At 49.1% G+C, this 12,505-nt stretch carries 10 protein-coding genes; 1 reads left to right on the forward strand and 9 read right to left on the reverse strand.

The window, feature by feature from the left end:
• Positions 1–12: 12 nt before the first annotated feature.
• The 3 genes from M1L66_RS27530 to M1L66_RS27540 are packed head-to-tail and all read right to left on the reverse strand — an operon-like array spanning position 13 to position 3,107.
• On the reverse strand, positions 13–843 hold the full coding sequence (locus M1L66_RS27530; protein ID WP_242354608.1) for a carbohydrate ABC transporter permease: 831 nt from the start codon (positions 841–843) through the stop codon (positions 13–15).
• 6 nt (positions 844–849) lie between these two features.
• A complete protein-coding gene (locus tag M1L66_RS27535; RefSeq protein WP_434688940.1) occupies positions 850–1,728 on the reverse strand; it encodes a carbohydrate ABC transporter permease in 879 nt (292 codons plus the stop codon).
• A gap of 53 nt (positions 1,729–1,781) precedes the next feature.
• Positions 1,782–3,107 carry an ABC transporter substrate-binding protein gene (locus M1L66_RS27540; RefSeq protein WP_434688941.1) on the reverse strand — a complete coding sequence of 442 codons (1,326 nt, stop codon included), beginning with the start codon at positions 3,105–3,107 and terminating at the stop codon, positions 1,782–1,784.
• A gap of 264 nt (positions 3,108–3,371) precedes the next feature.
• On the opposite strand from M1L66_RS27540, the gene M1L66_RS27545 reads away from it, so the two are divergent.
• The gene (locus M1L66_RS27545; protein WP_242354611.1) at positions 3,372–4,379 is read left to right on the forward strand and encodes a LacI family DNA-binding transcriptional regulator; all 1,008 of its coding nucleotides are present in this window, start codon (positions 3,372–3,374) and stop codon (positions 4,377–4,379) included.
• 356 nt (positions 4,380–4,735) lie between these two features.
• On the opposite strand, the gene M1L66_RS27550 is transcribed toward M1L66_RS27545, so the two are convergent.
• The 6 genes from M1L66_RS27550 to M1L66_RS27575 form a co-directional block, all read right to left on the reverse strand.
• Positions 4,736–6,187: a 4Fe-4S dicluster domain-containing protein gene (locus M1L66_RS27550; protein ID WP_187019939.1), complete on the reverse strand. Its 1,452-nt coding sequence runs from the start codon at positions 6,185–6,187 to the stop codon at positions 4,736–4,738.
• A gap of 61 nt (positions 6,188–6,248) precedes the next feature.
• Positions 6,249–7,430 carry a SpoIIE family protein phosphatase gene (locus M1L66_RS27555; RefSeq protein WP_117633734.1) on the reverse strand — a complete coding sequence of 394 codons (1,182 nt, stop codon included), beginning with the start codon at positions 7,428–7,430 and terminating at the stop codon, positions 6,249–6,251.
• Positions 7,430–9,163, reverse strand: a complete 1,734-nt coding sequence (locus M1L66_RS27560; RefSeq protein WP_434688942.1) for a [Fe-Fe] hydrogenase large subunit C-terminal domain-containing protein — start codon at positions 9,161–9,163, stop codon at positions 7,430–7,432. The genes M1L66_RS27555 and M1L66_RS27560 overlap by 1 nt, the downstream gene beginning before the upstream one ends.
• A gap of 2 nt (positions 9,164–9,165) precedes the next feature.
• Positions 9,166–9,405, reverse strand: a complete 240-nt coding sequence (locus M1L66_RS27565) for a (2Fe-2S) ferredoxin domain-containing protein (RefSeq protein WP_002604584.1) — start codon at positions 9,403–9,405, stop codon at positions 9,166–9,168.
• A gap of 305 nt (positions 9,406–9,710) precedes the next feature.
• Positions 9,711–11,462, reverse strand: a complete 1,752-nt coding sequence (gene ade, locus M1L66_RS27570) for an adenine deaminase (RefSeq protein WP_187019944.1) — start codon at positions 11,460–11,462, stop codon at positions 9,711–9,713.
• 31 nt (positions 11,463–11,493) lie between these two features.
• Positions 11,494–12,324, reverse strand: a complete 831-nt coding sequence (locus tag M1L66_RS27575) for a purine-nucleoside phosphorylase (protein WP_187019945.1) — start codon at positions 12,322–12,324, stop codon at positions 11,494–11,496.
• Positions 12,325–12,505: the final 181 nt, after the last annotated feature.

The following is a 12,505-nucleotide window of genomic DNA, read 5'->3' on the forward strand; positions in this document are numbered from 1 at the left end:
TACCTTCTCCCCCTACCCCTTCACTCCGCCATCCATAATTCCGGAAATGATTTTTTTCTGAAGTAGCAATACTACGATCACCAGCGGAAGTGTCACCACCACGGCGGCGGCTGAGATCAGGTGCCACGGCACCATCGTTTCCGTAGAATAAAGAGTTAGCGCCACGGTCACGGTACGCGCCTTCGGTAATGGATTGAAGACTGACGGAAAGATATAATTATTCCACGCATTAATAAACGTCATGATGCTGATTGTAAAAATCCCCGGTCCTATCAGAGGAAGGATGATACTGGTGAATGTCTTTAGAATCCCCGCGCCGTCGATCATCGCACTCTCTTCCATATCGATGGGCACAGTCTGGAAGAAGCTGGTTAAGAACCATACTGCAGTGGGCAGCTCTACCACAGTCAGAACCAATGATAGCCCGATCAGACTATTCAGCAGTTTCATATTGCTGAGCATATAATACAGAGGATTCAGCAGAGTAACCGGAGGAAGCAGTGATACAGAAAGAAGCAGAATCAGTATCAGCTTTTTACCCTTTATCTTCGTTCTCGCCAAAGAGTAGGCCGTCATGGACGCTATGACAATAATTAGAACCGTCGTTAGGGCCGCCACAACAACACTGTTAAAAATATACCTTGCAAATGGCTGCTCCTCAAACGCCTGCCTGAAATTGTCAAAACTCCATACTCCAGGAAAGATCTTAACCGGAATAGCCGAAAGCTCTCTCATATTTTTAAAGGATCCCAAGATCAGCCAGAGAAACGGAAGTATCATCATGGAAAGAAACACAATCTGAAACACGGCCAGACCAATCCGGCTCAATTTTTTCTTGTTCATTGCCTTTTACACCTCCAGTTTTGATTTCATACCATCATAAAAGAACATGGCAATCATCAGGGATACAGCAAATGTGAGAACCGCAAGCGCCGCACCATATCCTAAGTCTCCAAATGTAAAATACTGCTTCATTGTATACATCGTCAGGCTCTGCGTTACATTATTGGGACCGCCGTCCGTAAGGACTTTGACGAGATCGTAAATACGAAAGCTCTGTATGGTCCGGAACATAACAGAGACCAGAACTACCGGTTTGATGACCGGAAGTGTAATAAAAAAGAACTGCTGTATCTTTCCCGCACCATCTATGGAGGCCGCCTCATAGATATCTCCCGGAACGGTCTTTAAACCGGAAAGAAGCAGTAGCGACATATAAGGACTTGTTTTCCACACGTCGGCTATGATCATGGAGGAAAATGCACCTTTTGCCCCGGTCACCCACATGACCGGTGAAAGTCCAATCGCCTTTAACGCCTGGTTGATTACTCCAAAGGATTCCGAGAACATATAGGACCACATAAGACCAGATACAATGGTGGGAATACACCACGGAATCAGGATCATCGCTCTCACAAAGCCCTGTCCCTTAAAGGTGCGGTTCATGATCAGTGCACATGCCATGCCCAGCACCGTTTCCAGTATTACGGAAACGACTGTAAATCCCACCGTAAACACCAGCGAAGTTAACATGGTCTTATCCTGAGCCAGTTTAATAAAATTCTGAAATCCCACAAATTTACCACCCTGACTGAGCGTCTGAATCCGCAGGGAATAAAGACTGGTTTTTAAAGTATTGAGCACGGGATACGCTACAAACAGCAGGAACAGCACCATGGCCGGTATTAAAAACAAATAGGCAACCCGCTGACGTTTTTTCTGATACATAGAAAAGCCTCCTGTAAAATCCGGGGCGTCTTAGAGTCAGACGCCCCTCTGAATTATCTGGACATAATTTCATCAATAGTCTTCTGCATTTCTTCCAGCATGGGATCCAGCTCGACATTACCAGCCAGATAATTGCCAACTCCGTTCTGGAATGCAGCAGATACTTCCTCGTAATAAGGTGAGGAAGGGCGATTCTTACATTTTGCCGTCATGTCGGCAAGTTCTGCCATATATGGCCGCGCTTCTAATACCTTCTCACTCTTCAGTACTTCCAGATTGGTCGGAATATCACCGTTCATCGAGGTCTGAGTCACATTCGCATCATAGCTGCAGGCGTATGCTGCAAATAATTCCGCCTCCTCTTTGTGTTCCGAAAATGCAGATACTCCCATATTCCATCCACCGGAACAGTTATAGTTCGTATCCTGGTCCTCTCCTCCCGGAAGAGGTGCAATTCCAACCTGATCGGCAATGCCTGACTGCTTCTCGTCAGTTGCTCCGACATAACCGGTCGCCCAGTCCCTAGCATACACTACATTACCGGCATAGAATGGAGCCCGCATATCGGCAGAGGTAAATCCGGTTATTCCTTCAACGGTTATTCCTTCATCAACCAGACGCTTCATCATCTGTAATCCCGCTTTCGTCTCATTGGAATTAATAATGCATGTCCCATTTTCATTAAGGACGTCTCCGCCAAAAGCCCATACGTATTCGAGTCCCGTACATGTCAGGGATTCATTTTGCTTCCAGGCCGCCGTGAAACCGGACATATTTTCTTCTCCGGCAGTAATTACCTTGCACTGCTCAATCAGTTCTTCCCAGGTTTTTGCCGGTTCAAATCCGTATTTATCCAGGAGATCTTTTCTATAGAGAAGTGAGCTGACATTTAAATAGAACGGAAGGGCATAAAGCTCATCTCCCAGATAGCATCCGGAAATAGCTCCATCCACATAGGTTCCTAACTGCTCATCCGTAATTTTTCCTGATAACGGTTCCAGCCAACCCGCACTCATAAAATTAGTTGTCCACGTTCCATCCATAACCATGACGTCAATGGAAGAATCCTTTGCCTGGAGAATGGTGCTGATAGTGGAAAGCTTCTGCGCCGTATCATTAGGCAGGTCTACTAACTCCACAGTAATCCATGGATACTCCTTTTGAAAATCTGAAATAATCTGTTCATTTGCTCCATTGCTGTTGGCATGGCCAAAGTAATGAATCGTCACCGGATCCGCTTTCATGCTTCTGTTTTCAGCCGACTCGGCTGCTTCCGTTTTCTCTGCACCAGTAGATTCCTGACCTGCCGGTGCTTTACAGGCTGATGTGGATATGGCTGTTGCTGCTGCCAGCAGTACTGCTAAAATTCTCTTTTTCATGTTACCCCTTACCTCTCTCATAGATTTGTAATCCTTGTTGAACTCTTGGTTGCGGATTTTAAATCGTCCATTGCGTTTTAAGTTAACGTTAACTGTTTATAACTTACTACTAATCCTTACATATGTCAAGTACATTTAGTAATAATTTAAAATATTTTTAAATATAATTGGTAATTATTGCATTTTTTATTTTTTTATATTATAATAAATGCATCATCAAAGATATATCGTTAACTTTAAATAAACAGTAAGGAGGACATCATTATGGTAACACTGAAAGATGTCGCCAAAGCCGCCGGTGTCAGTGCCATGACCGTATCAAGAGTCATTCACGGTAACACCTCCGGCGTTTCCGAGGAAACACGTGCAAAAATACAGGAAATTATAGATACGATGGGATATGTCCCCAATGCCTCCGCCAGAAGCCTCGTGGGTAGTTCTTCTCACATTATAACGGTTCTGGTTTCCAAACGTCATTATGAAAACCCATTGGAATCTCCCTATAATGCGGAGCTTCTTGGAGTTATCGCTAACGCAGTCCAGCAGGAGGGGTACTGCCTTATGGTTCGCCTTGTGGACACTTTTCAAGACATTACCCCCAGCCTTCGTTCCTGGCATTCAGAGGGAGCTATTTTTTTAGGGGTATTTGACAGCGAGATGCTCCAAATTCAGAATGACAACAAGATTCCTCTCGTCTTTACAGACAGCTACAGCAGTATGAGGCAGATCATTAACGTCGGAATTGATGATTTTAAAGGGGGCAGCCTGGCGGCGGCTCATCTGGCCGGGCTGGGGCACAGGCAATTTGCCTTTATCGGCCCATCCAGCCAGGAAAACGGCGTTATTCGTCACCGTTACGAAGGATTCTGTCTTGGTCTCAAGGATTTGGGAATCCCCAGCGAGGCAATTACCGCTTATACCAGTGACACGGAAGAACACATGGCCATGGCCCTGGAAGATATTCGCCGGCGTCATGGTGAATTGACGGCCATATTTGCGGCCAGCGATGTCATTGCGGCAAATCTTATTCAGGATCTGCACCACGCTGGATTCCAGATCCCTGGCGATTATTCGATCATGGGCTTTGATAACCAGCCCATCGGCAGATTCCTTACACCACAGCTGACCACAATCTCACAGGATGTACACCGAAAGGCAGAATTAGCCGTCGAGATCCTTTTCCGCCACATCAAGGATGCAGGAGCCCCTGCAGAAAACATTGTGCTGGATGTACAGTTGGTTGAGAGGGCCTCCACTGCTTCGCGGGCTTAGGTATAAAATACGGGATGCTGAAAACTCCGGGAAATATATTCCCGGAGTTATAAAAAACATATATCAATATTCAGACCAAACACTTCATCAACAGATTGACCATCAGATTCATCCTTTTCATTGCCGAACAGGCTGCTCTCCCCGGAAAAATGACTCTCCAGGTACTCTTATTATGTGTTTATTTTACCACGATTTAAGTGGAAATACAATCAAAAAATGACTCCGGTCTGATTTATAAAGAAATGGAAGCCCCGGTCCGATTCGCTCATCCGCCGGGGCTTCCATTTCTTCATTCTCTGATTTATTGTCTTCTCTATTTCATTATCATCTCTATTTCACGATTCGTCCCTAACTCCCTAATGCCGATGCATTGCCACCTGCTCTGCGCCCTGCATCTTTAAGTTCTCATGAACTTCTCTCTTATCCGCCTGGCCGATCAGTAAGTCCCTGGCTTTCTTGGCTTCAGTCTCGCTCTTGTGCTTGCTGGGGCCGCCCACGCAGCCGCCGACACAGACCATGCCTTCCACGAAATCGTCGGGCAGCTTGCCAATCTTAAGCAGCATCAGGGCTTTCTTGCATTCTGCGGCTCCGTTGCACTTCATGACGTTGATATCAGCATTTTCGCCGGTCTCCTTCAAGCATTCCAAAACTGCTGCCGTCACGCCGCCGCCATTGCCGAAACGCTTTCCAAATACGGATCCCTGCTGAAGTGTATTTTCTTCCGGCTCTAAATCTACGCCCTTTGCCACCATCATGGCGTGAGCCTCGCCCAGCGTCATGGCATAGTCCGCGTTGTCTTTAATATTTAAATCCAGAGTCTCGCTCTTCTTTGCGATACACGGCCCGATGAAGACGGTGATGGTCTCCGGATCCTCTTCCTTTAACATTCTGGATACAGCGCACATCGGGGAGACGGTCGTTGACATGTTGTCGAGCAGCATCGGATAGTGCTGCTTGATCATGTTGACGAACGCCGGACAGCAGGAAGTCGTCATCTTCTTGCCCTCTTTATATGCCTCCGCCCACTCTGCCGCTTCCGCAGCCGCGGTTAAATCGCCGCCCAGAGCAACCTCCACCATGTCTGCAAAACCGATCTTCTTAAGCGCAGTCCTCCAGCTGGCCATGGTAATCTCCGGTCCGTACTGGCCTTCTGTTGCCGGCGCCACCATGGCAACTACCTTCTTGCCTGCCTTGATTAAGTTGATGACATCCACCAGGAATGTCTTGGAACCGATCGCTCCGAACGGGCAGCTGTGGATACAGGCGCCGCACTGGATGCATTTGCTCTCGTCGATTACAACGATACCGTCCTCATCCATGGTGATAGCGTCCACCGGACAGCTTCTCTTACACGGACGGGTCAGGTCTGCAATTGCATTATACGGACACGCCTGGGAACATTTGCCGCACTCCTTACATTTCTCAGGATCGATATAGGCACGGTCATGGCCCATGGAAATGGCTCCGAAATTACAGGAATTCTGACATGCCTTTCCCATACACTTCTGGCAGTTGTCGGTTACGACGTAGCGGGCAATGGGACATCCCTCACAGGCGGAGCTGATAACCTGTACAATGTTCTTCGTATCTTTTCCACTGGGGCATAAGCCCTCTGCAAGGCGAACACGTTCTCTGATGATCTCGCGTTCCCTGTAGATACAGCAGCGGAACTGTGCTTTCGGGCCCGGAAGCATCTTGTAGGGAATCTCTTCCCTGCGCTGCTCCAGACAGCCTTCCCACGCCATTTTCGCCACCTCGTACAATACCTGATGTTTTATGCGAAGTAATGTTGCATCGTTTGTTACCATAATTTTCCTCCTCGTAACTTCCATCTGCCGGAAGCAGAATGGATATCTATAGCAAATCTCATTAATAATAAGTTACCGTAACTTTTTTTCCCATCTCTTCCACCGTGTGTTTTAACTGCTCCACCAGATTCTGGCGGATACCGAGGTCAAATGGAAGACCGGGGTTCTGATATGCGCTGTTGATGGCTTTTCCAACGTACAGCTTCAGTTCCGTACAGTCCTCGATCAGCATCTTCGCCACCATGGACGCACCGTTTGGTTTATCCAGCTCCAGGAAAAATTCTTCTGTGACCGCCTCGTTCTTTACATAACGCCTCAGCAGCTGGAGAACGCGGTTTAAGGTGAGAACGCCTTCCGTGACAAGCTCAATGCCATCGATGTAGGCGATCGGCGGAATATCGGGATCATTGTAATCCAGCGAGACGTCCAGGCTCTTCTTCGTGGTTCTGGCCACGATATTGGCGCTGGTGCCGCCGCAGACCACACGCTTGGTAAATTCATCTCCCGACATGAACTCGGCCACCATGGCGGTATCATCCTCCGGGTTCCTGGCGGGTCCTGTCATCAGATGCACCGGCTTCCTGTCAATGATACGCATGACAGCCACCGTCGTGTCATCTCCCGGACGGAACTGGTACAGTTCGTCACAGGCCCGGCTGAGGGCCGTGGCCAGACGGATCGCAGAGATCGTGATCCGGTACTGTTTCAGCGCATAGGCGGCGATGTCTTCCCAGAGCCAGCCAAAGTTTAGAAGCTGCCCCACTCCGGCGTGGATGGTGCCGTCGCTCATCAGAACTAAGGCATCTCCTTTTTTTACCCGGAAACGGTACTCGTTGATCTTCTTGTTCTGAATTACACGGATATTCTGGGGAATCGGAACCAGTTCTCCGGCGCGGATAAAGATACAGCTCGGATTGTCAAATTCCACCAGATAGGCGTCTCCGTTATGGAATACCTGCAGGATACTGAAGGTAGAATATGCCACCTGCCGCACCTGGCAGACCGGGAGCGTCTCCACGATCGTCTCCACGCATTCCTCCAGAGTCGCGCCGTTTAAAAACATGGTTCCTAATATCTTCGAGGTCAGGGTCGCCAGAATATTGGCCTTGACTCCGCTTCCCATGCCGTCGGCGAGAATCATGATGTTGGAATTCTCCGTCTGGAGCAGTTCCACCTTATCGCCGCACAGGACCTCGTTGAACTTATTCAGGCTTTTGTATGCAACGTCTACTGTTACTCCCATCACTTGACCTCGCTTTCACTTCCTTCATCCAGCAGGGACCGGCAGAGCTTTGTAAGCGTGGTCTTTGTTTCCGCTGTCGTTTCACCCAGCAGACCGGCAATTTCCTGGGCTACCATCATCTGCTTATGGATTACCCGCTGCGCCAGATCGATGGTCTCCAGCTTCTTTTCATACTCCTGCTTCGCCAGCTCCTCTTCCTTCGTGATATCGATAAATGTGGCGAGCACCACGTCCTCTTTTTCAATATAAACGATATTCTGGAGCATGGAGAAATTATATTCGCTATAGGTCACCTTTTTTCCATGAATATTCTGATGGGAATCGTAGACCCACTGGAAATCCGACGGATCGATGAATTCATACAAATACATATTTAAGGCTTCCTGCCTCGTCTTCCCGAAATACTTCTCTCCAACCGCAGAATACTCCAGAACCTTCATGTCCTTATCCACGATCAGAACGATATTCGGAGATGTCTCCATCACCAGATTTGATAAGGATTCGGCCTTTTCATGCATAAACGGAATGCACATTCCCAGTTCGGCTTTCTTCTGGAATACGGCGATGGCCTTCTCCCGGCAGGTGGAATAACCGCAGGCGCCGCAGTTTAACTCGTCCTCCGGTTTCGTCTTCCCCGTCTTCTTAAGGATCTCCTGGATCTGGGCCTCTGTCGGCATCGGTTCTCTCGGAGAACGGTCCATGAATAACTTATTGAAGGAGATTTTATTGACGATTTCCTCAACCTCGCTCTTTTTTGCAGGATCTTTTTCGATGGTCTCTTCCATATCCAGCTTTACCTTGAATCTGGATATGCTCTCGTCCTCTACGGTCGGTCCCTTGATGCAGCCGCCGGAGCACATGTTCATCTCGATGAAACAGCCTTTTATCTCACCGCGCACCATACTTTCGCATAGATCGATGCAGTTCCTGGCGCCGTGAACGTAGAATTTCCGATAGCCGTCCTTCTTCTCCTCTGTGGCAAGAACGGAATTCACGACTCCGTTGGTGACCGGATAGAGGCGGTTGACCTTGGGATCCAGATGGCGGAACGGAATGTCTTCACAGTCCTCGATGGTGATTTCTTCCTCGTTCAGCCAGCGGTTGATATCGTTGAAGTTTAAGACCGCGTCGATACAGGAATCGTGGCGGACATCGCCCGCTTCTTTCTTCTTGGCGATACACGGGCCTAAGAATACGACCTTTACATTCGGTCCCAGCTCTTCCTTCAGCATCTTGCCGTGGGCAATCATCGGCGAGACAATTGGCGCCATGTAGGGGATTAGCTGGGGATAATAGATCTCAATTAAGTCATTGACGCTCGGACAGCAGGTGGTGATGATCGTTTCCATCTCCCCCTCTTCCAGAAGCCGTGCGTATTCAGCCGTCACCATGGCTGCGCCCTCCGACGTCTCCCGGACATCTGCAAAGCCCAGCTTACGAAGGGCTGCATTAATCTGGCCGATGGTCTTGTATTTTAATAATCCCATATAGGATGGGGCGATGGATACGACGGTTGGGATGTGATTCGCTATGTAACCCTTTACAGTGTTTAAATCGCTTACCAGCGTTTTCGCTGACTGTGGACAGACCTGCATGCATTTTCCGCATAAAATGCATTTGTCCGGCATAATCTCGGCCCGCTCATCTTTAATCATGATCGCCTTGACTTCACAGTTGCGGACACATTTGTAACAGTGCTTGCATTTCGTAGCCTTGAAATCAATAATCGCCATGATTACAGCCTCCCTACGATTTCTTTATCGAAAAACTCCTTTGTGTCTTCTGGTTTTAAAGAGAATAATTGGCCGTCTACGGTTACACAGACCCCGTTGACACAGTTTCCGCTGCAGAAGGAACCATTTAAGTCTACTTTGCTTTCTAAATGATTCTCCTTTACCAACTGCTGGAGCTGGGCGATGATTTCTCTGGAACCTTTTAAATGACATGCGCTTCCTATACAGATTGTAACTCTCATGAAAATCTCCCTCCAATATCTTGTGTTTGGTTGTGGTGGTGATGGGTAAATAAAATACTTGGTTTGAATGGTCGCTCATAGTGGCGGGGGGTGCGGGCAGAGCCCTGAAATGCCTCCGGCATTCCAGGGTCGCTTCGCTCGCCATACAGATACACCCGAAGCCGGCGCGGAATATGAAAGGCAAAAACGGCTTTTCATATTCCGCGCCGGCTTCGGGTGTATCTGCCTGGCTCTGCCCTTTGCGTACATTATCTCACATTGACATATTATTATCAATCAGAAAACTTCATCTGTGCTGTACTTTTTCACATACATCCAACCATGACATCCACGATCTCCTGCTTTTCTGCATCTATCAGTCCATATGTGTTTAACCTCAGCTTCGGAATTACCGGCAGACTGGCGAATGCCAGTGTCATAAACGGGTCGATCGACTTTGATATTCCCAGTTTACCGGCTTCTTCTTTTAGCTTTTCAAGCTTTTCATCTACAGCTTCCGCCGCCTCTTCACTCATTAATCCGGCAATGGGCAGGGCAAGTTCGCCCAGGACTTTACCATCCGCTACTACCGCCAGGCCTCCGCGGTTCTTTCGTACCGTGTTTCCAGCCAGAACCATGTCGCCATCGTTGGTTCCTGCAATGATTAAATTATGGGAATCGTGGGCAATGCTGGTCGCTACCGCACCGTTTTTCAGTCCGTAGCCGCCCAAGAAGCCCAGCCCAATGTGGCCGGTGTCGTGGTGGCGCTCAAATACTGCCATTTTTACGATGTCCTGATCCACGTCCACACCTGGGGCGTATCCCTCATTTTCAGTCCATGATACCAGACGTTCCGTGGTGGTCAGCTCGCCTGGCGTTAAACATAATACCCGCACCTGATCACTCTTTTTTTCTATATGGAGCTGCTCCGGCACGATCTCCTTTAAATGGAAGGAATCTCCGACCCTTACGGGCGTGTCTATGTGCTTTATCTCCGCAGCCAGGATTCCTTCTTTCATGGAACCATTTTCCGCTACCAGCTTCCCATTTTTATATACCTGCTCCACACGGAAATTCTCAAAATCCGACACTACGATAAGATTCGCCTTGTATCCCGGCGCTACCGCCCCCCTGTCTTTTAACCCGAAATACTGAGCCGCGTTATAGGAACCCATAATCACGGCGTGAACCGGGTCGGCGCCAAGGCTTATGGCTCTCCGTATGATATAATCAATATGGCCGAGACGGAGTAAATCGCCCGGATGCTTGTCGTCCGTCACCAGCATGCACCGGTGGTAGTATGGCTCCTGAAACAGCGGAATCAGCGCCTCTAGGTTCCTGGCAGCCGTGCCCTCCCGGATCATGATCCATTGGCCACGGCTCAGCTTCTCGATCGCTTCGGAAGCATCGGAACACTCGTGATCCGATTTCACACCGGCTGTCACGTAGGCGTTCAGTTCCTTGCCGGAAAGGCCGGGGGCGTGGCCGTCCACCAGCTTATTCCTGTCGAGAGCGCCCGAAAGCTTGTCGAGAATCCCACGGTCCGCCCTCGTGGTGCCGTAGGAATTCATCAGCTCCGCAAGGCCCAGCACACGCTCTTCTTTATAAAATGGTTCCAGCTTATCTGCCGATAACACGGCTCCAGACTCATCCAGACCGGTAGCCGGCACACAGGATGGGAGCATAAAGAAGACATCCAGCGTCAGCCCCTTCGTCCGCTCCATCATAAACTGGATTCCCTGGGTGCCCGCCACATTGGCGATCTCATGGGGATCGGTGATGACGGCCTGGGTGCCGTGGGGAATGACAGTGCGCTCAAATTCTCCCGGCGCCACCATGGAGCTCTCCAGATGAATGTGGCCGTCTATCAAGCCGGGACAGACGACTGCTCCCTTTAAATCTATTTCCGTTACCCCTTCATAATCCCCCAGTCCCACGATGCAGCCGTCCTCGATGGCGATATCTGCCTGTTCCAGTCCGGCGGTAAATACATTTACAACGGTTCCATGCTTCAGTACCAGAGACGCCTTCTTCGCTCCGGCGGAAGCCAGAATCCGCTCTGACAGTTTCTTATCCATAAGATCAATACTCCCCTTTCTGTTCCTCTGGCTATCTGCCTGCCAGCTTTGTGACAGAGGCCGTAATCAGGCGCTTGAACAGCGGTGCCACACGGTCTGCTGTCTCCTGGACCTCGGTATGGCTCAGAGGCTCCTTGCTGATACCGCACGCCATGTTGGTGATACAGGAAATACCGCAGACAGCCATTCCCATGTGATTTGCCGCCACAGCCTCACAGGCCGTGCTCATACCGACCGCATCCGCTCCCAACGTCCTGCACATGGATACCTCGGAAGGGGATTCATAGCTGGGGCCGGTAAGCTGTAAATACACGCCCTCTTTTAACTCAATGCCCTCTTCCTTCGCCGTCTCTTTTATAATGTCACGCAGCTCTCTTCTGTAGATATCGCTCATATCAGGGAATCTCGGCCCCAGCTCGTCGATGTTAGCGCCGATCAGCGGTGACGGCACAAAGGTTGCGATATGGTCACGAATCAGCATGAAATCGCCCGCATGGAATGTGCCGTTAATACCGCCGGAAGCGTTGGTAAGAAACAGGATCTTCGCCCCCATAAGTCCCATGAGCCGTGCGGGAAGCACCACATCACTCATCGGATACCCCTCATAGAAGTGAACACGGCCCTGCATGATCACGACCGGAACGCCGTTTACATAGCCGAAGATAAATCTGCCCTTGTGTCCCGGCACCGTAGATACCGGAAACCCTTCGATATCTTTGTAATCAATGGCCGCGGCAACCTCGATCTCCTCCGCGTATTCTCCCAGACCAGAGCCTAAAACCAGTGCAATCTCCGGCTTAAAATCTGTCTTTTCCCGCACACTCTTTAAACAGCCCTGCAGTTTCTCATATACTTCGTTCATCTTGTCTTTATCCTCCTTCATTTCCTTTCTGTGATATAAGTATAAGTAATTACAGTATATCACAATTTATAATAGATCTGAACAGGTAAAATGGAAACCAGTAACATTTTGACAAAACCTGCCAGGTAATGGTATACTGGAATTGTTCGTTCTAACCCGAAAGGATTACCTGACGGAGAAG

Source organism: Hungatella sp. SB206, assembly GCF_051132295.1.
Classification (GTDB): Bacteria; Bacillota; Clostridia; order Lachnospirales; family Lachnospiraceae; genus Hungatella; species Hungatella effluvii.